Annotated in this window: 25 protein-coding genes, 3 pseudogenes and 1 riboswitch; of the genes and pseudogenes, 14 read left to right on the top strand and 14 right to left on the bottom strand. The window is 69.9% G+C overall.

What is annotated here, in order from left to right; genetic code table 11:
- Window positions 1-1,161, bottom strand: coding sequence for a glutathione-independent formaldehyde dehydrogenase (locus tag H4W80_RS51700; RefSeq protein ID WP_192791782.1), 1,161 nt, complete (start codon window positions 1,159-1,161; stop codon window positions 1-3).
- A gap of 561 nt (window positions 1,162-1,722) precedes the next feature.
- Between H4W80_RS51700 and H4W80_RS62030 the strand changes: the two are divergent.
- Window positions 1,723-2,169 (top strand): annotated as a pseudogene (locus tag H4W80_RS62030) (DDE-type integrase/transposase/recombinase); the annotation flags it as partial.
- 173 nt (window positions 2,170-2,342) lie between these two features.
- Here the strand turns inward: H4W80_RS62030 and H4W80_RS51690 are convergent.
- Complete coding sequence (locus tag H4W80_RS51690; protein WP_225964140.1) at window positions 2,343-3,533, bottom strand: FAD-dependent monooxygenase; 1,191 nt, start codon at window positions 3,531-3,533, stop codon at window positions 2,343-2,345.
- A gap of 240 nt (window positions 3,534-3,773) precedes the next feature.
- Here H4W80_RS51690 and H4W80_RS51685 point away from each other — a divergent pair, with 240 nt between their 5' ends.
- The 7 genes and pseudogenes from H4W80_RS51685 to H4W80_RS51660 all read left to right on the top strand — a co-directional run bounded on the left by H4W80_RS51685 (window position 3,774) and on the right by H4W80_RS51660 (window position 9,679).
- The gene (locus tag H4W80_RS51685) at window positions 3,774-4,595 is read left to right on the top strand and encodes a TetR/AcrR family transcriptional regulator (protein ID WP_318787470.1); all 822 of its coding nucleotides are present in this window, start codon (window positions 3,774-3,776) and stop codon (window positions 4,593-4,595) included.
- Between the two features lie 111 nt (window positions 4,596-4,706).
- Window positions 4,707-4,829 carry a hypothetical protein gene (locus H4W80_RS63185; RefSeq protein WP_264086035.1) on the top strand — a complete coding sequence of 41 codons (123 nt, stop codon included), beginning with the start codon at window positions 4,707-4,709 and terminating at the stop codon, window positions 4,827-4,829.
- Between the two features lie 76 nt (window positions 4,830-4,905).
- A complete protein-coding gene (locus tag H4W80_RS51680) occupies window positions 4,906-5,283 on the top strand; it encodes a nuclear transport factor 2 family protein (protein ID WP_192791779.1) in 378 nt (125 codons plus the stop codon).
- Between the two features lie 234 nt (window positions 5,284-5,517).
- Window positions 5,518-5,779, top strand: a pseudogene (locus H4W80_RS64860) (MBL fold metallo-hydrolase); the annotation flags it as partial.
- Window positions 5,780-6,167: 388 nt separating this feature from the next.
- Window positions 6,168-7,715 carry a carboxylesterase/lipase family protein gene (locus tag H4W80_RS51670; protein ID WP_192791778.1) on the top strand — a complete coding sequence of 516 codons (1,548 nt, stop codon included), beginning with the start codon at window positions 6,168-6,170 and terminating at the stop codon, window positions 7,713-7,715.
- 84 nt (window positions 7,716-7,799) lie between these two features.
- Window positions 7,800-8,456: a response regulator gene (locus tag H4W80_RS51665; RefSeq protein WP_192791777.1), complete on the top strand. Its 657-nt coding sequence runs from the start codon at window positions 7,800-7,802 to the stop codon at window positions 8,454-8,456.
- 119 nt (window positions 8,457-8,575) lie between these two features.
- A complete protein-coding gene (locus H4W80_RS51660; protein ID WP_192791776.1) occupies window positions 8,576-9,679 on the top strand; it encodes a sensor histidine kinase in 1,104 nt (367 codons plus the stop codon).
- Window positions 9,680-9,690: 11 nt separating this feature from the next.
- On the opposite strand, the gene H4W80_RS51655 is transcribed toward H4W80_RS51660, so the two are convergent.
- Complete coding sequence (locus H4W80_RS51655; protein WP_192791775.1) at window positions 9,691-10,107, bottom strand: hypothetical protein; 417 nt, start codon at window positions 10,105-10,107, stop codon at window positions 9,691-9,693.
- 46 nt (window positions 10,108-10,153) lie between these two features.
- On the opposite strand from H4W80_RS51655, the gene H4W80_RS51650 reads away from it, so the two are divergent.
- Window positions 10,154-10,696, top strand: a complete 543-nt coding sequence (locus tag H4W80_RS51650) for a hypothetical protein (protein WP_192791774.1) — start codon at window positions 10,154-10,156, stop codon at window positions 10,694-10,696.
- Window positions 10,697-10,767: 71 nt separating this feature from the next.
- Here H4W80_RS51650 and H4W80_RS51645 read toward each other — a convergent pair whose 3' ends face one another.
- From H4W80_RS51645 to H4W80_RS51635, 3 genes are all read right to left on the bottom strand, one after another.
- Window positions 10,768-13,764 carry an ATP-binding protein gene (locus H4W80_RS51645; protein WP_192791773.1) on the bottom strand — a complete coding sequence of 999 codons (2,997 nt, stop codon included), beginning with the start codon at window positions 13,762-13,764 and terminating at the stop codon, window positions 10,768-10,770.
- Window positions 13,765-13,789: 25 nt separating this feature from the next.
- A complete protein-coding gene (locus tag H4W80_RS51640; RefSeq protein ID WP_192791772.1) occupies window positions 13,790-14,560 on the bottom strand; it encodes an SDR family oxidoreductase in 771 nt (256 codons plus the stop codon).
- A gap of 110 nt (window positions 14,561-14,670) precedes the next feature.
- Complete coding sequence (locus H4W80_RS51635) at window positions 14,671-14,895, bottom strand: hypothetical protein (RefSeq protein ID WP_192794458.1); 225 nt, start codon at window positions 14,893-14,895, stop codon at window positions 14,671-14,673.
- Window positions 14,896-14,968: 73 nt separating this feature from the next.
- Between H4W80_RS51635 and H4W80_RS51630 the strand changes: the two genes are divergently transcribed.
- Complete coding sequence (locus H4W80_RS51630) at window positions 14,969-15,937, top strand: Gfo/Idh/MocA family protein (protein ID WP_192791771.1); 969 nt, start codon at window positions 14,969-14,971, stop codon at window positions 15,935-15,937.
- Here H4W80_RS51630 and H4W80_RS51625 read toward each other — a convergent pair.
- A complete protein-coding gene (locus H4W80_RS51625; protein ID WP_192791770.1) occupies window positions 15,891-16,124 on the bottom strand; it encodes a class II aldolase/adducin family protein in 234 nt (77 codons plus the stop codon). The two genes, H4W80_RS51630 and H4W80_RS51625, sit on opposite strands and share 47 nt — an antisense overlap.
- A 704-nt stretch (window positions 16,125-16,828) precedes the next feature.
- Here H4W80_RS51625 and H4W80_RS51620 point away from each other — a divergent pair.
- The gene (locus tag H4W80_RS51620) at window positions 16,829-18,013 is read left to right on the top strand and encodes a DUF2786 domain-containing protein (RefSeq protein ID WP_318787469.1); all 1,185 of its coding nucleotides are present in this window, start codon (window positions 16,829-16,831) and stop codon (window positions 18,011-18,013) included.
- Window positions 18,014-18,260: 247 nt separating this feature from the next.
- Here the strand turns inward: H4W80_RS51620 and H4W80_RS51615 are convergent.
- Together H4W80_RS51615 and H4W80_RS63180 are read right to left on the bottom strand one after the other, a co-directional pair.
- Window positions 18,261-18,434 (bottom strand): annotated as a pseudogene (locus H4W80_RS51615) (AAA family ATPase); the annotation flags it as partial.
- 62 nt (window positions 18,435-18,496) lie between these two features.
- The gene (locus H4W80_RS63180; RefSeq protein ID WP_264086034.1) at window positions 18,497-18,625 is read right to left on the bottom strand and encodes a hypothetical protein; all 129 of its coding nucleotides are present in this window, start codon (window positions 18,623-18,625) and stop codon (window positions 18,497-18,499) included.
- A gap of 240 nt (window positions 18,626-18,865) precedes the next feature.
- On the opposite strand from H4W80_RS63180, the gene H4W80_RS51610 reads away from it, so the two are divergent.
- Window positions 18,866-19,312 (top strand): DUF1801 domain-containing protein, encoded by a 447-nt coding sequence (locus tag H4W80_RS51610; protein WP_192791769.1) that lies wholly within the window; start codon window positions 18,866-18,868, stop codon window positions 19,310-19,312.
- 136 nt (window positions 19,313-19,448) lie between these two features.
- Here the strand turns inward: H4W80_RS51610 and H4W80_RS51605 are convergent, their stop codons facing one another.
- Together H4W80_RS51605 and H4W80_RS51600 are read right to left on the bottom strand one after the other, a co-directional pair.
- Window positions 19,449-20,552, bottom strand: a complete 1,104-nt coding sequence (locus tag H4W80_RS51605) for a sensor histidine kinase (protein WP_192791768.1) — start codon at window positions 20,550-20,552, stop codon at window positions 19,449-19,451.
- Window positions 20,549-21,202, bottom strand: coding sequence for a response regulator transcription factor (locus tag H4W80_RS51600; RefSeq protein ID WP_192791767.1), 654 nt, complete (start codon window positions 21,200-21,202; stop codon window positions 20,549-20,551). The genes H4W80_RS51605 and H4W80_RS51600 overlap by 4 nt, the downstream gene beginning before the upstream one ends.
- A gap of 87 nt (window positions 21,203-21,289) precedes the next feature.
- Between H4W80_RS51600 and H4W80_RS51595 the strand changes: the two genes are divergently transcribed.
- Window positions 21,290-22,606: a S41 family peptidase gene (locus H4W80_RS51595; protein WP_192791766.1), complete on the top strand. Its 1,317-nt coding sequence runs from the start codon at window positions 21,290-21,292 to the stop codon at window positions 22,604-22,606.
- A 445-nt stretch (window positions 22,607-23,051) separates the two neighbouring features.
- Window positions 23,052-23,399 carry a hypothetical protein gene (locus H4W80_RS51590; RefSeq protein WP_192791765.1) on the top strand — a complete coding sequence of 116 codons (348 nt, stop codon included), beginning with the start codon at window positions 23,052-23,054 and terminating at the stop codon, window positions 23,397-23,399.
- 417 nt (window positions 23,400-23,816) lie between these two features.
- Here the strand turns inward: H4W80_RS51590 and H4W80_RS51585 are convergent, their stop codons facing one another.
- The 3 genes from H4W80_RS51585 to H4W80_RS51575 form a co-directional block, all read right to left on the bottom strand.
- Complete coding sequence (locus H4W80_RS51585; RefSeq protein ID WP_192791764.1) at window positions 23,817-24,467, bottom strand: DedA family protein; 651 nt, start codon at window positions 24,465-24,467, stop codon at window positions 23,817-23,819.
- 626 nt (window positions 24,468-25,093) lie between these two features.
- Complete coding sequence (locus tag H4W80_RS51580; RefSeq protein ID WP_192791763.1) at window positions 25,094-25,465, bottom strand: DUF488 domain-containing protein; 372 nt, start codon at window positions 25,463-25,465, stop codon at window positions 25,094-25,096.
- Between the two features lie 218 nt (window positions 25,466-25,683).
- Complete coding sequence (locus tag H4W80_RS51575; protein WP_192791762.1) at window positions 25,684-25,860, bottom strand: YaeP family protein; 177 nt, start codon at window positions 25,858-25,860, stop codon at window positions 25,684-25,686.
- Window positions 25,854-26,032: riboswitch (M-box (ykoK) riboswitch) on the top strand. (Overlaps the previous gene by 7 nt.)
- Window positions 26,033-26,294: the final 262 nt, after the last annotated feature.

Here is a 26,294-nt window from a genome sequence, read left to right as displayed (position 1 = left end):
TCAGGCACCCGCCCCCGCCATCGCCGGGTGCAGGACGGCCTTCGTCCAGCCCTCGTCTCGCTTGTCGAAGTGCTCGTAGGCCTCCGGCGCGCGGTCGAGGGGCAGCTCGTGGCTGACGATGAAGGACGGTTCGGCCTTGCCTGCGGCGATCAGGTCGCGCAGCTGCCGGTTGTACTTCTTGACCGGGGCCTGGCCGGTGCCGATGTGCTGGCCCTTGAACCAGAACATGCCGTAGTCGAAGGCGAGTTTGCCTTGCTTGGCCAGCTCGTCGCCGGCCCCGGGGCCCTGGGGCACGAAGACGCCGACATTGCCGATCTTCCCGGTGAAGCGTACCGAGGCGACCAGCCGGTTCATCGTCAGGTTGGGCTGCTCGTGGCCGTCGGGCTCGTGCGCCTGACAGCCGACGCACTCGCAGCCGTTGTCCGCGCCCAGCCCCATCGTCTCGTCCAGAACGGCCTGTACCGGGTCGACCTTCGAGTCGTCGATGGCGATCGCGCCGATCGATTCGGCCAGTCGCAGCCGGTCGGGATGCCGATCGACGATCATCACCTTGCTCGCCCCTCGGATGGTCGCCGAGAGGGCGGCCATCAGCCCGACCGGGCCCGCGCCGTAGATGACCGTCTGGTCGCCGGGCTGCACGCCGGCCATCTCGGTGGCGTGGTAGCCGGTCGGGAAGATGTCGGCGAGCATCACGTAGTCGGTCTGGCGCTGCTCGGCGTCCTCGCCCAGCCGTAGACAGTTGAAGTCGCCCCAGGGCACGCGCAACAGCTCGGCCTGCCCGCCGCCGTACGGGCCCATGTCGGCGAAGCCGTAGGCGGCGCCGGCCATTTTCGGCTCAGGCTGGGCGGTCAGGCAGTAGTTCGTCAGCTGACGTTCGCAGTTCTTGCAGTGCCCGCACGAGATGTTGAACGGCACGACGACCCAGTCGCCCACCTGGACCTTGTCGACCCCGGTGCCGATCTCGACCACCTGACCCAGGTTCTCGTGTCCGAACCAGCGGCCGGGCTCGAAGTCGGTTCGGCCCTCGTACATGTGCAGGTCCGAGCCGCAGATGTTCGCGGACGTGATCCGCACCAGGACGTCGGTCGGCCGCTCGATCCGCGCGTCCGGCACATCCTTGACACTGACCTGCCGTGGCCCCTCGTACACCACTGCCTTCATGACTATCTCCCCCTCGCAGAAGCCGCCCTCCCCACGGGCGGCCCCCAGGCCGCTACCCGCGGAAAACGCCCTAAACCACAGCCGGACGCGTTTAGTGTCCGAACGAGCACTAAGCGTCACATAACAGACGGCTCGGAACGGTGATCTGATATCGCGAGGGCCATGGGGACGGCGCCACCAAGCGGTGCCGGAGACCTACACCGCGGTCCACGCCGCCTACGCCGCGGCCCCGGCACGGGGCCGCTGGACGGCGAAACCCGCCGCGCCTACCACTCCCGGGCCCGGACCTTCCTGGCCTGCTCGCACCACCGACACCGTCGACGCCCACCTCACCGTTCTGGAACACGTCGTCACCCAGCTCGGGCTCGGCCCCGCCGTGGTGTGCCGCGACGACATCCCCGAGCTTCGCGCCCCGCATCCTGGACGCCCGCCGGCAGAAGCGCTACCTGCGCGCCGCCGGTGTTGCGCTCCGGTGGTACACCACGACCGCTGATCAGCGCCTGCTCGGCCCGCCGCCGCCGTTCCAGCAGCCAGTCGGGGAAGTAGGAGCTGGACCGCAGCACCTCGCAACGCACCGAGCGGCGCATCTGCAAGCTCCGCATCACCCACCGGCTGGGGCCCGCCCGGATAGCGGCCCGGCTCGGCCTGCCCGCCTCCACCGTGCACCGCGTCCTGGTCCGTTTCGGCAACATCCCCGACGGCGGCGGCCACCGCGTCCTGGGCCGCCCGGCCGGGCGACGAAACCGCCAGGCCATGACCATCACCACCCGAAACGGCTACGGCAACCCCCGTCTGGGGCATGCCTTCCTGCACACCGCCATCGACGATCACTCCCGGCTGGCCTACACCGAAATCCTGACCGACGAGACCAAGGACACCGCCGGCGCCTTCCTACGCCGGGCCACCGCCTGGTTCGCCACCGCCGGCGTGCGCATCGAGCGCGTCCTGACCGACAACGGCAGCTGCTACCTCTCACGCCTATGGGCCGACACCTGTGCCCCCCTGGGCATCACCCCCAATGAAACCCTGCCCGCCAGCTCCCAAGCCATGATCCACCTCGCATCGATCGACAACCCCACCAAGCGCATAACGGACGAGACCACCTCCACCCGGCAAGGCATCTACGAGGACATACGTCGCAAGCTACTCAGATCAAACGCCCTCTGAGATCGCGCGATGGGTCAGGCGGCGGCCAGGTCTTCGTTGCGCAAGCGCATCTGCTTGCTTCTGGCCACGAGCCGGCTCAGCCTTGCGCTGCTGTTGATCACCCGCCGCAGCCGCATCATCAGGGTGCGGCGGATCTGCTCGGCGCGAGTGGCGGGCGTGAAGAACAGCCGGTTGCTGACGCCGCTCTTCTGATAGGCGTCGACGTAGGGACGTAGCTTCTGTTCCCAGGCGGTCAAGGCCCGCTCCAGGTCGCCGGGGTAACGCTGGAGCATGGCGCCGAGGAGATCGGCGCCGGCGATGCCGCTGGTAGCGCCCATGCCGGCGTACAGGGTGACGCACCAGGCGGCATCGCCAACCAGAACGACCCGCCCGCGGTGCCAGCGGTCGAGGCGAGCTTGTTCGACGGAGTCGAAGAGGTACTCATCGCCGGACTCCAGCACCTGCACGGCGGCTTCCATCATCTCCCCCAGCGGCTCGGGGCCATAGACCTCGCGGATGCGCTCGGCGACCGGCTTGGTGAACTCGGCGTCGACATCGTCGGTGTAGTAGGAGAACAGCACGGTGGAGGGGCGGTCGGCGAAGGGGAAAACCCAGAACGACCGACCGGGCTCAGCCAGGATGGCCCCCTCGCCGCGCGCGAGCCCGGGTAGATCCTCGGCCAGTGCGAATGCAGCGATCATGCAGTTGAGCCGGTGCAGATACTTCCCCGGCGGACCGAAGGCCAGCGTGCGCACCGTGGAACGAAGCCCGTCGGCCCCGACGACCAGGTCGAAGCGTTCCAGGCGCGTCGATTCGTCCGCGGTGTTGCGCAGGGTCACCGTCACGCCGTCGGCGTCCTGCTCGATCGCGTCGGGCACGGTGGCGTAGTGGACCTCGACATCCTCGGGCAACGCGTCGAAGGCCGCCCGTTCGACGTCGCCGCGCAACACCATCCACGGGCCTTCCGGTATATCAGCGAACCCGATGCCCGGCCGGCGACGACCTGCACGGTCGACCTCGTAGCTCACGCTCGGGATGGGCTTGCGATTGTGCAGATTCTTCAGGATGCCGAGCCTGCCGGCCGCGGCCCGGCCAGAGCCGAACATACCGATGAAATAGCCGCCGCCGCGCCGGGCGGGGGCCTTCTCAATGATGACCGGGGTCCAACCGGCCTTGTGCAGGGCGATCGCGGTGGCGATGCCGCTGATGCCGAGCCCGACGATCAAGGCTCGCGGTGCGGACGGGGGCGCAGGGGTCATGAAAGAACCTCCCAGTCATGGATCCAGATGAGGTGCTGCCGACCGGTGATCTCGCAGGCGTGAGAGGGACAGCGACCACGGGATGTCGAGCGCAACGACGCCTTCCGCTGGGGTCGCTGCCTCATTGTCAAACTCACCCTGATATGAAACAAGACTACATGCTACATTTACTCGTGTGTCAATGCTTAGCGCTGAAGGAGGCGTGAGGTGCCGGAGACCAGCCGCCGCGTTCCAGACGAGGTGGTGCGAGCCGCCTTGCGCGCCGCCGAACGCCTGGGCAAGGACGTGGCCGACGTGCCCGTCCTGGCCATCGCCAAGGAGGCCGGCGTCTCCCGCAGCACCCTGCTGCGCCGGCTGGGCGGCTCCCGCCAGGCACTGGACGAGGCGGTCCGCGCCGCCGGCGTGAACCCCGGCGGGCAACGCTCGGTACGCGAACGCGCGATCGAGGCCGGCGCACACCTGATCGGGGAGCACGGCCTGGCCGCGTTCACTCTGGAGCTCGTCGCCGCCTCCGCGCAGTGCTCGGTGCACAGCTTGTACGCCGCCTTCGGCGGCCGAGACGAACTACTCCGCGTGATCTTCGAAACCTACGGCCCGATCCTCGACCTGGAGAAGGTGATCTCCGCCCCGCACGCCGGCCTGGCCGAGACGGTGCCCACCATCTACCGGCTGCTGGTCGAAGCGCTCAACCGGGAGCCACGGGTCCTGCCCGCCATGCTCGCCGAGGTGCTGGCCCGTCCCCACGATCCCACCCTGCAGGCGCTGCGCCGGTACTTTATCCCCCGCATGCTCGCCGGGCTGGGCCAATGGCTCGCCAACGAGATGACCGCAGGTCGTATCCGCACCTTGCCGGTGCCCCTGCTGATGCAGCAGATGATCGGCCCGGTCCTGATCCATTTCATGACGCGCCCGGCGACCGGGGAGATCCCCGGCCTCGATCTGCCCGGCACGGAGGAGACCTGCGCGGTCTTCGCCGAGGCGTTCCTGCACGCCGTGGCCGTCGACGACGTCGGAGCCCGCGATGAGTGAGACCACCGCCTGCGCCATCGTCGGCGGCGGCCCGGCCGGGATGATGGTGGGGCTGCTCCTGACCTCACCACGCTGACCGTCGAGCCCGCCGGTACGGGCCACCACGATCTGGTGGCCCGCGCCAACGGAGTCCTCGACTACGCCGCGCTGATCGCCTCCGACATTGTGCTACCCAGCCTGGCAGCCCGCCTGTGCTGGCGGCAGCACGAGGTCTTCGCCGAGCCGGTGCTGTGACCGGGATGGTTCACCGTGATCGGGAGACGGCTCACGGGCCGACCGCGTTTCGCGAGGCGACTGGTATTACTGGCATATGCAGGAAGAGACCGCGCGGTCCGCGATCGACATGTTCATCTCCGCGTTCAACGCCTCGGACGACAGCTATGTGACTGCGCTGCTCTCCCAGGCCCTGACCTCGGACGTGGTCTTCTGGGGGCCGTTGGGCCGCAGCGAAGGGATCGAGGCGGTCGAGCGGTTCGTGCTGGACATCCGGCGCCACCCGGCGGGGACCGGCACGATGGTGCGCTGCTCGGCGGTAGACATGCCTGACGAGTGGGCCCGCTACCAGTGGGTCTTCACCACGCCGGATGGAGGTCCCCGCCTGACGGGAACGGACGTCGTCCATCTGCGGCGGAGCCTCATCGACCAGATCATCGTCTTCGCGGGGGAGATCGAGCCGTCCGCCTCCTAAGTCATCCTTTTCTGGCGCCGTCCTTCTCCTGAACCGGCCCGTTCGGCGCTCCGGCTATGCACCACGGTGAGGCGCTGCGCTCGGTGTGCTCCGGTGAGGTCGACCACGCCGTCACCTCGGGCACCTTCAGCCTGGACCCTCTGACCTCTGACGTCGGCAACAACGTCTGAGTGCTTGGCGACGACGACGTGTGCGTCGTTTTCAACGCCCCACACGATGTCACAACCATCACCGCTGCACGCCCCTGACCACTCCCCCGGCGCCCTGCTGCTTTCACGTGCCCGACCTCGGCGCCGTGTTCACTGGCGACACCCTCTTCCAGGGAGGGCCCGGTGCGACGCCGGTCGTTCTCGACCTTCGAGGTCATCATCACCTCCATCCGGAACCGGCTGCTGACCTCGCCCCCCGAGACGGTCGTGCACACGGGGCACGGTTCCGACACGACGATCGGAGTCGAGGACCGCCGCTCGCAGGATGGACCCGCCGGGGCCGTTGACGTCCCGGACCTTCGTTTGCCGGCACCGGAAAACGCGTTCCCCTCCGGGGTGAGTCAGGTCACCGTCGTACCCGCCCCGGGGACCCGGACATTTTCCCATTCTGTGCCTGGCTTGCGGGCCTGATGGGGAGCATCGACAGTGGCGTGCCGGTGGCCCGCCGCCTGCCGGCCGCGCCTGGCGGTGGCGCGCTGGTCCCGGTCGGCATCACCTTCGGCGCCCGGAACTTCGGTCAGGCCGATGTGCAACAACCGATCGCCGGCCCGCGACTCTTACCCGTGGCGGCAAGCCCGCGGCCGGGATGAAGCTGGCCGCATGATGGGAAAAACGTCACAGGCGGGGCCGTCGATCCGGCGGTTGGCCGCCTTGGTCGCTGGCGGCTGTCTCGCCATGACCGCGTGTGTCACGCAGGCCGCCGCCCAGGAGGCGCCGAAGCCGCCGATCGTGCAGCTGGACTCGGGCCGGATCCAAGGCTCGGACGACGGCACGGTCAGGACGTACTCGGGGATCCGCTACGCGCAGCCGCCCGTGGGAGAGCTGCGATGGAAGAACCCGGTACGGGTCGCACCCTGGCGGGGAGTGGCCGACGCCACCAAGCCCGGCCGTCCGTGCACGCAGGTGGACAAGGGTGAGCAGATCGGTGGGGAGGACTGCCTGTTCCTCGATGTCACCGCTCCGGCCAGGTCGTCGCGCAAGCGGCTGCCGGTGATGGTGTGGCTGTACGGGGGCGGCTTTCTCGACGGCTACGGCAGCATGTACAACGCCCGGCGGATGGCCGACCAGGGCGAGGTGATCGTGGTGACGCCCAACTACCGGCTCGGGGCGTTCGGCTACCTCGCGCTTCCTGGACTGCCGGGCTCGGGCACGTTCGGCCTGGCCGACCAGCTCGAAGCCTTGAAGTGGGTGCGGCGCAACGCCGCGGCCTTCGGTGGTGACCCTGGCAACGTGACGTTGTTCGGCCAGTCAGCCGGCGGGATCAGCACCTGCGCGCTGCTCACCTCCCCGGCCACGCGCGGTCTGATCGACAAGGCCGTCATCCAGTCGGGGACGTGCACGCTCAGCTTTCCGACCGGCACCTACCTCCCGATTCCGGACATTCCGCCGCTAACGCCGTCCCCTTCGCTGAAGGCCAGCCAGGACATCGGCCTGGCCGCGGCCAGGCAGCTCGGCTGCGCGGCGGGCAAGGAGCTGGAGTGCCTGCGGGCCAAGCCGGTCTCCGAGCTGGTGAAGGTCAACGAGAGTTTCGGCAACGCCCTCGCCCACGGCACGCCACTGCTGCCGCTCGAACCGGCGCAGGCGCTACGCACGGGCAAGTTCCTGCGCGTGCCGGTGATCTCCGGCGGCACCAAGAGCGAGGGCACCAGCTTCGTCGCCGGTGCCGCGCAGGCCGGGATTCCGGTGACCGCCGAGAACTACCCGACGTTGATGAAGAACGCGTTCGGCGAGCAGGCCGGCAAGGTGCTGCGGGAATATCCGCTGACCGGCTTCTCCTCGCCCGGCCTGGCCTGGGCGACGGTGAGCAGTGACCGCGCATGGGCCTGCCCGACCTTGGAGGGCGACGAGGCGATGGCCGCCCGCACCACGGTGTACGCCTATGAGTTCGCCGACGCCAAGGCCCCGAACGTCTTCGAGCTCCCCTCGGAATTCCCGCTGGGCGCTCATCACGCCAGCGACCTGCCGTACCTGTTCGACCTGGACGGCCGGCCATGGGAGGGACTCATGCCGGAGCAGTGGCGGCTGGCGGAGCAGATGATCGGCTACTGGACGTCCTTCGCCCACACCGGCAAGCCGCAGGCCGCCGGCGCACCCGCCTGGCCCGAGTTCACACCGTCCGGCCAGAGCGTCCTCAGCCTGAAGCCCGCAAGCCAGGGCGGCATCGGTCCGGCCGACGTCCGCGGCCAGCATCGATGCGGTTTCTGGAAGGAACTCGCCGGCTGATCACGCCATGCTGCCTGACCCCGCGCGGGCCGGGCAGCACCGCGCAGCATGATGAACGGGCGCGCTGTGACAGACTGTGCAGGCGTGATCAGGGTTCTGCTTGCCGACGACGACCCGATGGTCCGCCGACACCTCAAGACGATCCTCGGCTCCAGCATGGAGATCGAGGTGGTCGGCGAGGCGCGAGACGGCGCCGAGGCGGTCGAGGAGGTCCTGCGCAACCGGCCCGACGTGGTCCTGATGGACCTCAGGATGCCTGGCGTGGACGGGATCATCGCGACGAGGGAGATCACGGCGCTGACCGCGCCGCCCACGGTCATCGCGCTCACGACGTTTGAGTCCGACGGGCACGTGCTGCGTGCCCTGGAGGCCGGGGCCGGGGGCTTTCTGGTGAAGGCCACCCCGGCCGAGGACCTGATCAACCTGATCAAGGTGGCTGTCGATGGAAACGTCGTGATGTCGCCGAGCGCGGCGCGCAGACTGGTCGCGCAGTCGTCCAGAGGCGACGAGCGGCGCGACACTGCGCGGTCGCGGGTGGCGAAGCTGGCGGAGCGCGAACGCGAGGTGCTGGTCTGCCTCGGCGAGGGGCTCACCAATCCGGAGATCGCGAGGCGGCTGTTCCTGTCGGAGACGACCGTCCGCAGCTACGTCTCCCGCCTCCTGGTCAAGCTCGCCCTCACCCACCGAACGCAAGCGGCCCTGCTCGCCCACCAGGCCGGACTCCTTGACGGGCCCGGCTGAACACGACCCGCGACAACCAGCCGCCACGGGCGACACCACGGCGGCCTTCCGAGGTACCCGCTGTGCACACACTGTCCCGTTGGCCGGAGCTCATCGTCCGCGATCGAAGGATGATGCTCATGGCCGCCATCGGCGCGGCCGCGCTGCTCGCCGTCGTTCAGATCGCCCTGTACACCGCGAACGTGCACACCCGCGGCCCCGGCACGCTCGCCGAGCTCCTCCTGAACCTCCTGCTCGACGCGTCCTTGACGTTGGTGGTCCGCCTCCCGCGGACGGTGGGAGCACTGGCCGTAGTGGTCACGACGGTGCTCGCCCTCGGTGCCGGCCTGACGCCGGAGGCTGTGACGCCCGCGGCAACCCCGGTCGTCGTGTCATTCCTGGTCACCCTGCTGCCGTGGCAGCAGGCGTTCGCCTTCGCAGCCGTCCTGGCGCTGCCGGCGATCCCGATCTGGTCTCCTTCGTGGGGGAACCTGTACATGGCGCTGTCGTCCACCGCACTGCCCGCGCTGGTCGCTCTGTACCTGAGGGCCCGGTATGAGCTGGTGCGATCGCTGCGCAAGCGGGCCGAGCTGGCCGACTCGGAGCGCCGGCTGCTCGCCGAGCGGGCCGAGACCGCCGAACGGCAGCGCCTGGCCGCTGACCTGCACGACATCGTCACCCACCACGTCACCGAGATCGTCCTGCACGCCGACGCGCTCCGCGTCACCACGGGCGACGACGACGCCCGCGCGGCGGCGGAGCGGATCCGGCGGGTCGGCACGCGTACTCTCACCGAGCTGCGCGACCTCATGCGTGTGGTCACCACAGGGGCCCGGCCGCTGCCCGCCGGGCGTCCCGACGACGACACCGACGGCGACCTGGCCGCGCTGGCCGCCGCCGATGACGCGGCCCTGAACGTCGAGGGCGATCCCGGCACGGTGCCCGCGGTCGTGGCCCGCGCCGTCTACCGGGTGGTGCAGGAGTCACTCACCAACGCCCGCAAGCACGCCCCCGGAGCGCCGGTAACCGTCACCGTCGTCTATCCAGGCGACCGGGCCGACGTCGAGGTGCGCAACGCGGCGCCTCGACAGAGCGCCGACCCCGCCCTGACCGGCGCCGGCTCAGGGATGGGCCTGACCGGGCTCAACCGCAGAGTGACCCTGCTCGGCGGCACCTTCAGCGCGGGAGACGACGGCAAGGGAGGCTTCACGGTCACCGCCAGCATCCCCGCCCCCGCCACGTAGAACGCGGAGGATCATTCGGCGGGGCAGGGCAGGCCGCGGGACGGCAGCGGGCGGGACGCCTTGGCGACCGCCTCGGCGGAGGCCGGCCAGCCTGAGTTGCCCGGCCCCGGGTCGCCCATGAAGCCGAAAGCTCTCAGGTGCCAGCCGGTGAGCTTCCCCTTGCCGAACTGGGAGGACGTGACCGGGATCGGGTTGCGGTCGGCATCCTGGGTGAGCTTGCGCCAGACCGCCGCGGCGTCCTGACCGCGCAGGGCGCAGGCAGGGGTGGCCGCACACCAGGTGGTGGACTTGGTGAACATCCGCAGTTGCTGGTCGGGGAACCCGAGGACCTGATTGATCACCCCGTCGAGATACATGGCGCGGATGCGGTGCGGGAACAAGCGGGCCCGCGTCGGAAGGAGGTAGCTCGTGTGGGGGAGGCGTTTCACTCCCACAGGTGATCACTCATCCTCGACGCCCGGAGAGACTGCAGCCATGGCTGTCAAACTGCTGCACGCGCCCCCAGCCACCAGTGACACCGAACAGCCCGTCCCACGCTGGGCGCTCCGTGTCGCCTACGCGCTTCCTTGGTTGCTACTCCCTTCGTGCCTGTGGAGGTTGCCGTTTGCTTTCCACTTCGACATGGGGCAACTCAACGACGCGCCTGTGTCGCCGTTGTGGATCACTATCCCCTACGTCTTCGGGCTCAGTGTGATCACTGAGTTGGTGGCGCTGCTCAGCACCGGTCTGGTGCGCGGCTGGGGCGAGGTGGTCCCGAACTGGATTCCAGTCATCGGCGGCAGACGTGTGCCGCCCATGGCGGCGGTTGTCCCTGCCGTGATCGGTGGGCTCCTTTTGACCGCGATCTCGGTCTGGATGGTGCTCGCCTGGGTCGGCGTCTTCAACCGCACGGCATATGAGAACGGCTGGTGGCAGGCGCTGGCAATGGCATGCATCAGCCCGATCGCACTGTGGGGCCCGATAGTGCTCGCCCTGGCCTATGCCTACCACCTGCGCCGTCGCCCCGCGCGTGGCTAGCGGACAGCGCCTGATTCAGTCGGCCACTACGAAAGAGCTACACCCATCTCCGATCGCCGCCCCGGCGGAAGTCACCGCAGCGTGATCACCGTCTCGACGAGGCTTTCCGGCAGGCCCATCAGGCGCAGCGCGTCCTGAGTGGAGGCGCCGATCACGGCCGCCGACTCGGCGATCTCCTGGTATCGCGACCGGGCCGCGACGCGGTCGCCGCGCGCCTCGGCGACGCGGCCGAGCCCGGCGAGCGCGCGCACCCGGTTGCCGAGGCCTTTGATCCAGTACGGGTCGATCCGGTCAAGAGCCTCCGCGTACAGGCGCTCCGCCTCGGTCAGGTCCTGCTCCAGCAGGGCGATGTCACCGAGCCCGCGGAGCGCTGCCGCCAGGCTGGTGGCGCTGCCGGCGCGGCGGGCGAGGTCGGCGGCCTTCGCGTAGTCGGCGCGGGCCACCGCCGCGTCGTCGCCGGCGACGTGATCGCCCCGGTTGACCAGCAGGTCGGCGGCGTCCTCCAGCACGCCGAGCTGCTCGGTGAGAGTGAGCGCCTCGTCGGTGAGCGAGATGGCCGTCGCGCGATCGCCGCGCGCGGCCGCCAGGCTCGCGAGCATGTCCAGCGCCAGCGCGGTGCCCCACCGGTCCCCGAGCGAGCGGAAACCCTCGGCCGCCGCGCCGAAGCCGCGCTCCGCCGCCGCGTTGCCGCCTTCACCGAGGAGCCCGAACCCCCACACGTACTCGGCGACCGCCCGTACCCACGGCTCTGGGCGGTCGCGCTGGGATGAGACGAGCGCGAACGCGCCGCGCGGCTCGGCCTCGCTCGCGTTCCGCATCATCCACGGCAGCAGGACGGCCGGATAGCGGCCCGGTTCGACACCTGACCAGGCGGCGGTCAGCGCCTTCTCGGCCTGGGCCCGGTGCCGCTGCCACACCGGCCGCCCGGCCTCGCCGGACGCCGCCAGCAGGACGCACGCCGCGTACTCCTCGCCGAGCCGGTCCGGCAGCGCGTCACCCCCGGAGTCCACGGAGCCTCCAGAGTCCGCGAAGCCCGCGGAGTCCGCCGATTCCGCAGAGCCCCCCAAGCCCGCGGAGTCCACAGAGCCCGCCGAGTCCAGCGCATCCAAGGAGGCCAGCAGAGCAATCGCCTGGGGCGCCACCGAGGCGGCGGCGCCGCGGATCCACAGGTACGTCGAGGCCGAGGCGAGCAGTTCCAGGGCCGTCTCCGCCTCCGGCGCCTCGACCGCCCAGCGCACCGCCGCCAGCAGGTCGGCGTGCTCGGCCGCCAGGACCGCCAGCCATTCCAGCTGTTCGGCCCGCCGGAGATGCGGGTCCGCCGTCCGCACCAGCTCCAGGACGTGCCGGGCGTGGGCGCGGCGGGCCTGCTCGCGTTCGCCGGCCGCGTCGAGCCGTTCGGCGCCGTACGCGCGGATCGTCTCCAGCATGCGGTAGCGGCCGCCCGAGACCTCCAGCAGCGACTTGTCGGCCAGCGACTCCAGTGTCTCGCCGTCGGTGCCGCACACCGCCAGCGCGGACTCGGCCGTCGCGCCCCCGGCGAAGACCGTGAACCACCGCGCGGCCCGCTGCTCGGCCTCGGACAGCAGCTCCCAGCTCCACGCCACCACCGAGCGCAGCGTCCGATGCCGCTCGTCGGCCGTGCGGCTGCCGCGGGCCGCGACGGCGAGCCGGTCGTCGAGCCGTCCCGCGAGGTCGTCGATGTGCAGCGTACGCAGCCGCGCCGCCGCCAGCTCGATGGCCAGCGGCAGATTGTCGAGGGCCGCGCAGATCCGCCCCACCGTCCGGGCGTCGGCCGCGAAGCCGCGCCGCACGGCTCGGGCCCGATCGCTGAACAGCCGCGCCGCCGCCTCGTCGTGGAGCGGCCGCACCTGCCAGAGGTGCTCGCCGATGATGCCGAGCGGCTCCCTGCTCGTCGCGAGGACGCGCAGCCGCGGGCAGGCCGCCAGCAGCCGCGCCACCAGCGTGGCGGCCTCTTCGACCAGGTGCTCGCAGTTGTCCAGGACGAGCAGGAGGAGCCGGTCCGACAGCGCCCCGATCAGCCGATCGACCGACTGCTGCCCGCCGTTCCCCAGGTGGAGCCCGTTCTCGCGCAGGCCCAGCGCGCCCAGCAGCACCTGTGCCAGCGCGCCGCCGTCACGCAGCGGCGCCAGCTCCACGAAGCACACGTCGTCGGCCGCGGCGGCGGCCACCTCGACCGACAGCCGGGTCTTGCCGACCCCGCCGGGACCGGCCAGCGTGACGAGCCGGGCCACGCGCAGCAGCTCGACGAGCTCGGCCACTTCCCCGGCGCGGCCGACGAAGGACGTCAGCTGGGCGGGCGGTGCGGCGGGCGACGGCGAGGGGTCGGCGCTCAGCAGCTCGCGGTGGAGCGCGACCAGTTCGGCCGAGGGATCGGCGCCGAGCTCGTCGGCCAGGTGCCGCCTGGTCTGCTCGAACACCACCAGCGCCTCGGCCTGCCCGCCTTCGGCGGACAGCGCCCGCATCAGCAGCCCCGCCAGCCGTTCCCTGAGCGGGTGCCGGCCGACCAGTTCGCGGAGCTCCGCCACGGCCGCGCGATGCTCGCCGAGCCGCAGCTCGCCCTCGATCCGGTCCTCGAGGGCTCCGAGCCGGCGCTCCTCCAGCCGTACGGCGGCGGCCTGGGCGGTGCGGCTCTCGGCCAGGCCGGCCAGCGCCGGCCCCCGCCACAGCCCCAGCGCCTCGCGCAGCAGCGTGACCGCCCGCTCGGCGTCGCCGTCGCGCAGCGCGGCCCGGCCCTCCTGCGCCAGCCGCTCGAACCGGCAGGCGTCCACGTCATCGTCGTCGACCACGATCCGGTAACTCGCCCCGGCCCGCTCGATCAGGGACGCCGAGCCCAGCGCCGTCCGCAGCCGGGACACCTGGGACTGCAGCGCGTGCGCCGACAGCGCCCCGCCGGGGTCGATCTCGTCGGCCAGCCGGTCGGCCGGCACGACCTCACCGGGGCGGACCAGCAGCAGGGCCAGCAGCGCGCGGCGGGCCGGACCGCCGAGCGGAACCTCCGCCCCGTCGTCACGCCACGCCCGAGTCTCCCCCAGGATCGCAAACCGCATGCCGGTGATTATTCACCGGCGAGAATCATGCCATCGCGATCGGGCCGAGGTAGGTCCCGCCGGACACGTCGATCGTCTGCCCGGTCACCCACCGCCCTTGCGGCCCCGCCAGGAAGCCGACGACGTCGGCGACGTCCTCGGGCTCGCCGAGCCGCCCGAGCGCGGTGATCGCCTCCAGCTCGGCGACCACCTCGGGGATGGAGCTGTAGCCGGCGGTCATGTCGGTACGCACCGCGCCGGGCGCGACGGTGTTCACCGTGATGCCGCGCCGGCCGAGCTCGTTGGCCAGCGTCGGGGCCATCGACTCCAGGGCGGCCTTGCTGATGGTGTAGCCGATCTGCATGGTGACGGCGAACCGGCTGGCCGTCGAGCCCATGTTGATGATGCGGCCGCCGTCGTTCAGCAGCGGCAGCGCCCGCTGGATGACGAAGAACGGCGTGGTGACGTTGATCGTCAGCAGGCGGTCCAGCTCCTCGGGGGTGACCTGCGAGATCGGGTTGACCAAGGCGATGCCCGCGTTGTTGACCAGGATGTCCAGCCCGCGTCCGGCCAGCCCGGCGGTCAGGCCCTCGAACAGTTGGTCCGTCGCGGAGACGTCGCCGAACCGCGCCCGGATGGCGAACGCCCGGCCGCCCGCCTCCTCGATGCGGGCCACGGTCTCCTTGGCGGCCTCGTCGTTGCCACCGTAGTGGACGGCGACCTCGGCGCCGTCGGCGGCCAGCCGCAGCGCGACCGCCCGGCCGATGCCGCGCGATCCACCCGTCACCAGCGCGGTCTTGCCTGCCAGAACGTTCATGTCCACTCCTCATTCCATGGCCGGTCCGCGGTGGATCCGGCGATGGATGACGATGGCGCCGACGGCTCACCGGCCGCTCACCGCCCGCTCACCGCACCGCCCGTGGGCGGTCAGAGCGGCCATTTGCCCAGCTTGTCCTCCTGGCGGCCCAGCAGGTTCGCGACCGCCGCGATGACCGGCTCGACCATCGCTCCCGGTACGTCCACGACTCCCATCGCGGCCGGCAGGAACGTGATGCTGTGGGCGAGCGTGTGCCGGCCGCCCTCGGGACTGCCGCGCCCTTCACCGTGCCCTCGAGGTACGACCCGCCGGCCGGGGTGAGCTGGCCGGTCCAAGCCGACACATCCGATGGTTGCCCGGTTTCCGGCAGCACGATCACGATCGTGGACGAGGACTTACGATCGACCTATGCTGCGCATCGGAGTTCTGGGGGCCGCGCGGATCGCGCCGGCCGCCCTGGTCAATCCCGGCCGCCTCGTGCCGGGAGTCGAGGTCGCCGCTGTTGCCGCCCGTGACCGGTCGAGGGCCGAGGCGTTCGCCGCCAAGCACGGCATCCCCAGGGTCCACGCCTCATACGACGAGCTGATCGCCGATCGGACGCTCGACGCGATCTACAACCCGCTGCCCAACGCCCTGCACGCCCCCTGGACGATCCGGGCGCTGGAGGCGGGCAAGCACGTGCTGTGCGAGAAGCCGTTCACCTCTAACGAGGCCGAGGCGCGCGAGGTGGCCGCGGCTGCGGAGAAGAGCGGCACGGTGGTGATGGAGGCGTTCCACTACCGCTACCACCCGCTGGCCGAGCGCATGCGGAAGATCGTGGCGGAGCTGGGCGAGCTGCGCCTGGTGGAGGCGTGGATGTGCTTCCCGCTGCCGCGCTTCTCCGACATTCGCTACTCGCTGGAGCTGGGGGGCGGGTCGATGATGGACGCCGGGTCGTACGCCGTGCATGTGGCCAGGCTGCTGGGCGGTGGCGAGCCGGCGGTCGTCGAGGCGCGGGCGCTGGAGCGCTCGCCGGGCGTCGACCGCGCCATGAGCGCCGCCCTGCGCTTCCCCTCGGGGGCCTCCGGGCGGGTGCACTCGTCGATGTGGTCGGGGATGCTGCTCAAGATCGGCGTACGGGTGCGCGGCACGCGCGGGGAGATGCGGGTGAGCAACTTCGTCGCGCCGCAGTTCTTCCACCGGCTGGCGTACACGGTGGACGGCGTCAGCCGGCGCGAGAAGGTCCCCGGCGAGGCCACGTACACCTGCCAGTTGCGGGCCTTCGAGTCGGCCGTGCGCACCGGCGTGGGCAACCTCACCCCGCCCGCCGACTCCGTCGCGAACATGTCGGTCATCGACGCCATCTACCGCGCGGCCGGATTGTCGCCCCGAGGGTGACCCCGGCGACGATCGGGCCGTGGTTGCTCAGCAGCAGGGCCGAGCGCGTGAGCGCCATCTCCTCGGCCGTCCACTCCAGCCCCTGGTCGCCGGGCGCGAAGTAGGGCAGGAGCGGCAGCCGGCCCACGCGCATGGCGAAGTACGCGGTCAGCGGGGGCAGCGCGTCCTGCGGGTCGAGCCCGTCCATGCAGGACACGGCGGCGGCGTGGTCGCCAGCGCCGAGCAGTACGACAAACCCCTCGCCGTCGAAAGCCTCACCGACATCACCAGCGCCAAGACGCACACCGAGCAGGAATCGATCTCAGCCCCGACAGCGTCTACCTGCCCCTCACTTCGCTGGATCCCGCCCGGCCCGCCCCCGACCTCTCAACAACCTGCTCCACGGCATCCACACCTGCTGGCGCCTCTACCAGCACCACGCCGAGCCCCAACACCCCGCCCCGCAAATGCCGAGAACGCACGACAACGACAACTTCGCCAAACATTCCTCACCGCGACCCGCGAAGAAGCAGCCGCCCGAGGCGAACGACTGCTGTAGCACCCAGAAAGCGTGCCGACCTCGGAAAGTTGTTCCCGGGCCCCGGCTGCCCCAGGTACGCGGCGACCTGGAGCAGCCGGGGCCCACGCCCATAGGCGGGGCGATCTGCGCGCCGATTCGGTTGCTCAAATCATGAACGCCATCTGCAAACGGATCATCAGCCGCTCGACCAGGTCACCCGCCGGGTACTGCGGGAATGGGTCGAATAGTTGTTCTGCGCTGAGAGTGATACGAGTTCTTGGGCCCCACAGGGCCGGTCAGGACCTCGCCGCCTTCCTCCACACCGGTGAGCAGGGGATGGGGCTCCGTCACGGTAGAGTTCTGGCGGACTTTCATCAAAATGGACGGCATGTGTGAGTAAGGCCAATGAGCTGATCGGCGCGGCGATGGAGGCGCTCGCCCGCGAGGATCAGGCGTCCTTCGACTCCGCCGCCGCCTTCCTGGCCGACCGGGACGACGCCGATCGCGTGCTGGTGGAGGTCGTGACCCGTGCGATCTCGGGGTTGTGGCGGAACGGCTGGCAGCCCGCCGACGTGGTCAGGATCGCGGCCAGGCGGCTGACCGACTGGCACGGGCGGGCGGCGGCCGACCTCATCGCCTGGGAGATGCGGGCCTATGCGCCGGCCACGGTGGATGAGCGCTGGCGCGACCAACTCGCCGGCCTGGAGGCCGCGGTGTGGTGGAAGGGCGGCTACCTGGCGGCGCGGCAGGCGCGCGACGGGGCCGGCCGTCTGGTGACCGTCTCCGGTGTGCTGGAACTGCTGGAGTTGCTGACCGGGCTGCCCCGGCTGGAGTCGTTGAGCCCGCCGCCCGGGGCCGCTCGCCGTACGGTCCGGGCACGCCCGCACGCGGTCAGCGAGAAGACGCTCACGCGGGTGCGGGCGCTGCTCGCCAAGGCGGAGTCGACGGCGTACGAGGCGGAAGCGGAGACGTTCATGTCGGCGGCGCAGACCTTGATGGCGAAGTACAGCATCGACGCGGCGATGCTGGACGCGCAACCAGGCGGAGGTAAGGCCCCGGCGGGCATCCGGGTCGGCATCGACGCGCCGTACGAGCAGCCCAAGGCCGTGCTGCTCAACCTCGTCGCCGAGGCCAACAGGTGCCGGGTGATCTGGTCGAAGGAGCTGGGGTTCGCCACCGTGCTGGGGTTCGGGGCGGACCTGTCCTGGGTGGAGATGTTGTTCACCTCACTGCTGGTACAGGCGCAGACCGCGCTGGTGAACTCGGGCACCAGGAAGCACGGCACCGGCCGGTCGAGGAACAAGGCGTTCCGCCAGTCGTTCCTGTCGGCGTTCGCTTCCAGGATCGGGGAGCGGCTCGCCGAGGCGACAGCGGCCGCGGTCTCCCAGGAGAGCGCCAGCCGGGGCACCGACCTGGTGCCGGTGCTGGCGGCCCGCGAACAGGAGGTGGAGCAGGCGGTCGAGCGCATGTTCCCGAACCTGGTCTCGCATGCGGTCCGCACGTCCTGGGACCGGGAGGGCTGGACGGCCGGCCGTACCGCCGCCGATCAGGCCAGCCTCCGGGCGCGAGACCGATAGCGCTCCGGGCGCGAGACCGATAGCGCTCCGGGCGCGAGACCGATAGCGCTCCGGGCGCGAATATCCACCCGCGCGGGCATGGAGGTGATGCGCTCTCTTGCGCTCCGGTCGCACGCGCGCACGGCATGATGGTCGATCGTGCTGCTGCGCTTGGCCTGCCTGACGATGACGACCGCCTTCTCGTTTCTGGGGCTGCTACGAACCCGACGCGGGAGTAGAGCCGGGGGTAGCGGGCGAGGCGCTTTTCGATGCCGGGCATGCCGATCAGGATGAGGCCGATTACGGTGCGGTCGTGGTGGTCGCGCAGTTGTTCCAGTGCCCCGACTTTCAGCCTGTCGGATTTGTCCACTATGAGAAGTTCGGCGTGAGTGCTGGTGTTAAGCCTGTCGTGTTCGTCGACGCCGCGGCCGGGGTTGAGCATGAGTTCGACGTTTCAGCCGAGCCGATCGCACAGGTGTGCGGGGTGTTGTGGACCTTGGGGGTCTACAGGCCCCGGGCGGCCAGAATCTGCCCGGCCGGGGCATCTCCGTTGGAGCCGGCGGGGCGGGTGCCGTCGAGGTGGCCGGCGAGTTGGTCCCCTGGGGAGTAGCGGGCCGACTGGGTCTTGCCCACGCCCGGGGCGCCCAAACGGCGAGATACGCCAGACGAAGGAGCACCGCCGATCATCACGCCGCACGCTCTTCCTCCTGGCGCTAGAGATCGCGCACGCCTCACAAGGCCATTACCTGGGCGGATGTAATTGTCGGCAGGTGCAAGGGCGTTTGCCCGTGGTACTGAGTTTCGCGACGGCCCGGATCGGGGTTCCCACTGTGCCCACCACCATTTGTCGTACTGGCGTGGGAACATGACGGCATGGCGACCCCAAAACAGCCGGTGACGGTCCCGACTGATGCCAGCGTGGACGATTTCCTGGCCGCAGTCTCTGACGAACGCAGGCGGGCCGACGCGGAGCGCCTCGGCACGATTCTGCGTGAGGTGACCGGTGAGCCTGCGGTGATGTGGGGCCCCAGCATCGTCGGCTTCGGCAGCTACCGCTACACCTACGCGAGTGGGCGCACGGGTGACTGGCCCTTGGCGGGCTTCTCGCCGCGCAAGCAGCATCTCGTCGTCTATTTGGTGGGTGGCTTCGAGGAGCGGCACGCGTCAGTGCTCGCCCGGCTCGGTCCGCACAAGACCGGAAAAGGATGCCTCTACCTGAAACGGCTCGACGACGTCGACGAGAGCGCGCTGCGCGAGCTCATCGACCGCACGGTGCGGGTGCACAAGGGCGTTGAGCGGACCACCGACCGCGGACAATAGCGATACCTCATGACTCCGGACTGATGCGGCACCGCACGCCGGCTCACTGACAAGGAGACCTGAACGACTTCAGCCGAAACCGTCTGGATCAACATGCCGTACCGCAGGTCAGCAGGTCACTCTTTCGCGCTCAGGGTCAGCACTGGCTACTGCCGTCCGTGGCAGGAACCGCATCCTCAGTTCCCGCGAAAATCACGACGAGCTCCAACCCGCCCCCGGGGTTGGGGCTCGCTCGTATGTCGGCCCCGTGAGCCTTCGCGATCGACGCGGCGATCGACAACCCCAGCCCGGCGCCCTGTCCGCGGGTCGTTTGCAGCCGCCGGAAGGGCTCGAAGAGATCGCCGAGACTTTCCTGGGGCACGTGCGGGCCGGTGTTACGGACTGTCAAAACTCCGTGGGAGAGCGTTACCTCGACGGTTCCGCCGGGATGGTTGTAGCGGGTCGCGTTGTCGACGAGGTTCGTGACGAGCCGGCTCAGCAGGATCGGATCCCCATCGACGACCAACGGTTCGATCCGCGTCGTCACGGTGACCTCGTCCGAGACGTTTTCGGCCAGGGCGAGCAGCACCACTTCGTCCAGGGCCACCGGTGTCCTCTTCTCAAGGCCGTGCTCCGCCTGGGCCAGGACCAGCAGGGCGTTGATGAGGCTCTCAGTGCGGTGGTTGTGGAACAGGAGCTTGTCGCGGATCTCGCCGACGTCTTCAGGAAGGCCGATCTCGATCGCCGCTCGCTGGACGGCCAACGGGGTCCGTAGCTCGTGGGACGCGTTCGCGATGAACCGCCGCTGCCCCTCGACGGAGCGTTGGAGACGGTCGAGCATCGCGTCAAACGTATCGGCCAGTTCCTTCAGCTCGTCCTTCGGCCCGACGAGCGCGATGCGTTCGTGCAAGGTCGACATGGAAAGCCGCTGCGCCGTGGCGGTGATCCGGTGGACGGGCCGCAGGATCCGTCCGGCGACCAGCCAGCCGACGATCACTGACACCAGTGTCAGGATTCCGACCGTCGCCACGGTCACCCCCCACTGGTAGTCGATCACCTCGTTCACCAGATCAGGCAGTGTCGGCGGCTGGTGGCCCGACAGGCCCGGCGCCGCCGGCGCCACCGGGGCCGGCCCCAGCCGCCCGATCCTCCTGTCCAGCGCGTGGCGCAGCAGCAGGTTGACCGTGACCAGCAGCACGGTCGAGGTCAGCAAGAACAATCCGGAGTAGATCAGGGTGAGCCGTACCCGGACCGTCGTCACAGTACGTAACCCGCGCCGGGAACCGTCTGGATGCAGGGCGGATCGCCCAGCTTGGCGCGTAAGCGGCTGACCACGACCCGCACCACCGTCGTGAACGGGTCGACGTTCTCGTCCCATGCCTCTTCGAGCAGCCGTTCAGAGCTCACAACCGCGCCGTCCGCCCTCATCAGCACCTCCAGGACGGCGAACTCCTTGAGCGACAGATGCAAATGCCGCCCATCCCGAGACGCCTGCAGCCGGTGGGTATCGACCACGATCCCGTGCCGCGTCAGCACCGGCGGCACCTGCGCCTGGCTGCGCCGCCCCAGCGCCTGCACCCGCGCGACCAGCTCGGCGTAGTCGAACGGCTTGGGCAGGTAGTCGTCGGCCCCCATCCCGAGGCCGGCCACCCGCTCCGGCACCGCCGCGGCCGCCGTCATCATCAGGATCCGCGTACGGCTTCCGCGCGCCACCAGCTCACGGCACACGAGGTCGCCGTGCATCTCGGGAAGATCCCGGTCCAGTACGAGAACGTCGTAATCGGTCACCGCCAGCCGCTCCGACGCGGCGACCCCGTCGTACACCACGTCGACGGCCATGGCGTGGCGACGCAACCCCACCGCCACGAGATCGGCCAGGTCTCGTTCGTCTTCGGCCACCAGAACCCGCATAGCGATGTTCGTACCCGAACCTGGGTAACAGCGGCGTTAACGGATCCGTTCACAGCCGCGCAACCGGCTTCCAGCCACGCTGGCGGCATGATCAAATCCCTCTGCGCCGCCATCTTGATGACGGCCTGTTCCCTGTCCGCCCCCGCGTCCGCGCCTGCCGAGCGCTGCACCGCCCTCACCGGGCCACCGCCGGAGTCGGCGCCGCCGACCTCGGTGAACACGCTCCGGCAGGCGTACTTCTGCGTGCTGGACAACTACTACAACGGTCCGGCCATGGATTCGAAGGCGCTGCTGAAGAGCGCCTTCGCCGCCTATACCCAGGACCTGATGCGGCGCGGCGCCGATCGGCCCGGCCTCCAACTGCCCGAACTGACCGGGAACCGCGACACCGACTGGGCCGCCTTCGCGAAGGTCCTCGCCGCCGGTGACGTACCCGCGCTGCGCGCCGCGATCACCGCGATGGTCGCCGGACTGCACGACAACCACGCCCGCGCGGTCAGGCCGACTCCCCCACCGGAAGGCGGGCCGACCGGGACGGGCATCGTGGGCGTGTCGGCCCAGCAGGGCCCGCAACTCGACCCGGCGGCCAAGCCGCCGTTGTTCATCACCCGCGTCCTGCCCGGCAGCCCCGCCGCCAAGGCCGACGTCAGGCCCGGCGACATCATCGTCAAGGCCAACGGCATACGGCCGTTCATCGGGGACACCGTGAACCAGAGCATCGTCCAAGCCTTCACCGCCGGCACGGTGACGCTCACGCTCAAGCGCCCCACAACGGGACAGACCCGCACCGTCGAGCTCAGAGAGGGCCCCATCACGCGGCAGCCTCCGGCGGTGACGTCAAAGAAGCTCGCCAACGGCGTCGCATACGTCCAACTGCCCGGATTCTACGAAGGCGCCGCCGACCAGGTCATCGCCAAGCTGCAGGGTAAGCCGAAGGCGGTGGTCCTGGATCTGCGCGGCAACGGCGGCGGGTCGCCTCGCGAGGTGACGCGACTGCTCGGCGCGTTCGCGCACGGCAAGGTCACCAGCTACTTCTGCCCGCTCAAGGGCGACTGCGTGCCCAACCGGACCGACGACAGCGTCCCGCTGCTCGGCTCGCGCCTGATCGTCCTCACCGACCGCGGATGCGCCTCGGCCTGCGAGGACTTCAGCGCGGCCGTCAAGGACAACGGCCTGGGCACCCTCATCGGGACCCGCACCGCCGGGGCGGTCTCCGGCCCCAGCGACGGATACCTCCTCGACGATGGCAGCGTCCTGCTCTTGCCCAAGGTCCGGCACCTCGGGCCCGCCCGCGAAATCATCGACACGATCGGCGTCCCGGTCGACCACTACGCCCCCATGACCGCCCTCGACCTGGCCACCGGGCGCGACCCGGGCGTGGCCAAGGCGCTGACGCTGCTTTGACGCGCTTGCCGCCACGGCCGACAGCGAGTCGCCGCGGCGCCTCGAACGGCCTTGAAAAAGTGGAACCCCGGGCCGCGCGGGCCAGGGGTTCGGGCGGCACCAGGCGGTCACTTCGGGGGCCCGCCCTGTCTCGATCTCGCTGTCGAGCTGGGCGCCTGCGATGCGCTCCGCGTCGGCAGGCGGCAGGCGGCAGGTGCCGGTCGGTGAGGTCGTCCAGGGCGTGACGGATCGCGGCGCGCTCAGGGCCCTCAGGAAGAGCGCGGCGGGCGGTGTTCAGGGCGCGGGCGAATGGGCTCGCCACGTCGGGCATCACTTCGACCGAGTCAGGACAGCCCCGCGGGATGACCATGTCCGTTTAGCTACCCTAAGTGATGGATATATAGCTTTGAGTAACATTGGGTGGGCGGCGTTCCGCCGCCCTCCCCAAGCGAGAGGTGGAGCAGCGATGACCGACCAGCTAATAGAGATTCCCAATTCCGCCAGCGGCGCCGACGGCGAGGAGACCGTCCAGGGCACCTACCGCCTGTACTGGTACGGACCGGGAATGAAAAAGACACGCAACGAGGCCTACTCCTTCGCCGCCTCCCGGGGAAACGGGCACCAGCTGGCCGACATCCCCAACGCCTCGTGGCGCGACAGTGCCGCCAAATACCTCAACGGCCCGGCGTGGATCTACTCATGGAGGGGTGACAGCTACAGCGAGGGCAACGTCGTGCTCCATCCCAACGGATCGATCGGCACCCTGGAGGACGGAAACCAGCAGCTTCCCTTCCTCATCAGCTACATCCAATAAGCGTTGGGAATTCGGCGGATGCTACGGCACAGTTCGCCGGCGTGAGAGCTCGCGCCTGGGCGCCGAGCCTGCGAAATCAGCTCTCAGGGCGGTCCGGACGATCAGAGCCGGGCCACGTACACCGGCATGGTGTCAGGGCTAGGCGGACATGCGCTGTCGCGAAGCGAAACTGCCCTGGGACGGAAGTGCCGTCCCAGGGTAGTCAGACGCTGGCGGCCGGTGACCGCCTAGCTGCGGTCGGTCTACTGGCGGCGGTGGCGTAGCGGGTGGGCCGATTCTCGCCGCCTGGCAGTCGGCCTGCGGCTGTCGATCGACGACAGCTGGGGGCAGACCGAGTAAGCCTCAAACGGCTAATAGTGCTGGTCGGAGGTCAGCCGATTGTCCGGCGGCGCTGCTGATCGCCTTTGCGGCTTGTCTTCAGGTCCGCGGAGGTTCGTGGTGCGCATTTCGTCGTCTGCGAAGGATATGGAGGCCGGCGTAGGCACCGGCGAGCAGGGCGAGTGCCGCGATGGCGTACCACTGATACTGGCGCAGGTTCTTTTCGATGGTGGCCAGGTGGTGGCCGGCGTAGTTGCCGAGGGCTGCCCATACGGCGACCCAAAGGGCGGCGCCGAGAACGTTGTAGGCAAGGAAGCGACGCCAGGGCATGGCGGTGGTGCCGGCGATGATGCCGTTGAGCTGACGCAGCCCTTCTATGAACCGGGCCGCGATGATGATCTCGGGGCCGTGCCGGGTGACGAACTGTTCGGCTCGCGCGAAGCGGGCGGGGGGCAGGAGCAGGTAGCGGCCGTAGCGGGTGACCAGGCGGCGGCCGGCGGAACGACCGATGGCATAGCCGATGTTGTCGCCGATCACCGCAGCGATGAACGCCACGACGGCGACGGCCACGATGTTGAGGTGGCCATGGCCGGCATAGGCCGCGCCGGCGATGAGCGCGGTCTCGCCTGGTACCGGGATGCCGAAATTCTCCAGCAGCACCAGCGCCGCGATGGTGAGGTAACCGGATGCGCCGCGCAGCCCCCACAGCACGGTGAGGGCGGGCAGGACAACGGACAGCGGCGCGATCATGATATGTCGCGGTCGATCTGCGCCCGGTCATCACCAAGGCGGTCCCTCGCCGCGCCGGGAGAGTCACGAGATCCGGGGCGGCTGATGAGAGCGACCGCCCACTCAGAGACGTCCTGCAGCAACACCCCTCCAAGCATCTGCCGCTGCCGGCCCCAGCCCCTGCGCGGGGTGGGCCTCAGATGCATCTCATGCCTGGGCGCATCACCCCTCCCCTTCCCGCAAGGCGTCTTCCTATGAAAGGGAACTACGCCTGGCGTCGCCACCCGCCCTCGGCCCGCGCGGTCCGGCACGCCTCGCCGACCGGCCTCATCCGCCAGGTGTCGCGATACTCATTCCCAGGCCAAGAGGAACCTCAAGCCATGCGACCTCTCAGCCCTGCTGCACCCCCACCAGGAACGACGTTCCCCTGAGCTGCTCCACGACACACCAGGAGCAAGCGGGTGAAGCCATATTTGAACGCACATTGCTCGGGCGGTGGTCAGTTGCCGTTCGGCGCGGGCCACGTGGTGGCCGCGATTCTCATCGAAGCCGAACGGCCCGAGATGCGGCCCGCCCGGATGATTCCTCATCCCGCGACGATCCGGCCGGCATGCCGAACCAACCGATGGCCCGAGGCGTCGCGGTCATCACTCGGATCGCCCGCGGCCGGTCAGCCACTCTGCGAGGACCGCGGCCTGGCTGTGGTCCACGTCCTTGGTGGCGGTCAGCAGCGTGAGATCGTCATGGGCCGCGAGGTCACGCAGGTGTCGGGCCGCCTCCCGATGTCCGGCATCACGCAGCTCAGCAAGGTAGCGGCGGCGGAACTCGGCGAAGCGGCTCGGCTCGTGGCCGTACCACCGGCGCAGTTCGCTGGACGGGGCGACGTCACGCAGCCACTCGTCCAGGTGAGCGTCCTGCTTACGCATACCCCGCGGCCAGACCCGGTCGACGAGCACCCGCTTGCCGTCGCCCGGTGGGGTCTCCTCATAAACTCGGCGATAGGTGATGTGCACGGCCATGACAGCACCTCCCCAGATCGATCGGCTCGTCCCGCGCGAAGCCAGAGGGCGACTCCGTTGAGCGGGCGTTTCCCGACGTACCCATTTTATGAGAAGAGCACCTGCGCGAGCTGAAACCGCTGGCGGCCGGCCCGGTCCGGGCGGCGCAGATCGAGCTCGGATGCTCACCGTCGCCGAAAGTGGCCGCACCCTGGTGCAGGGACGGCGCCTTGGCAGGGCTACCAACCGCCGGAGTCGCTCCACAGGATGCCGGCGGCGATGTGGGCGGCATCTCGCATCATCGGCGGGAGGCTGTCGTCGGCGGCCATCGGCGTCAACGTCGCGGCCAGGGCGCTGGGGTGCAGCAGGTGTGGGCCGAGGACCCCGAAGGAGGTCTCGAACGCCTCGATGGGCACCTTGTCAGGTGAGGCGTCTGTCCGGATACAGGCCGCTGACTTCACGACGTCGAGAGACGCTCAGGGTGCAGGACACCTCTCCCCGGCTCAAGGGGTGAGGCCAAGCGGCTTCCCGCACGATCTTCGCGGGCATACGCCGGGCGGTGCCGAAGCGGTGCGCCGCCTGTCACGAGGCGGGCCCCGTCTTGGGTGCAGCACTGCGGTGGCGCGGTGCCCGGCCGGACGGAGGTGAGGATGTGTCCGACAGTAGTTCGAGCCGAAACCGGTCCGCTCGTCATGATCGGGTGACAACTGCCGGCGGAACTGGTGCGGGCGACGCCCGTTGTAGTGATCGGCATAATCGATCAGCACCGACCACAGCTGCCGTTCGTTGGCGACCGCGCCGTTCCGTTCGCCCGCGAGCCGGCTCGGACCGTCCGCGAAGTGAAGCACGA

Origin of the sequence: Nonomuraea angiospora (assembly GCF_014873145.1) — a bacterium.
Lineage (GTDB): Bacteria > Actinomycetota > Actinomycetes > Streptosporangiales > Streptosporangiaceae > Nonomuraea > Nonomuraea angiospora.
Note: the sequence above shows the minus strand (reverse complement) of the source record. Positions and strands in the feature narration are given on the sequence as shown.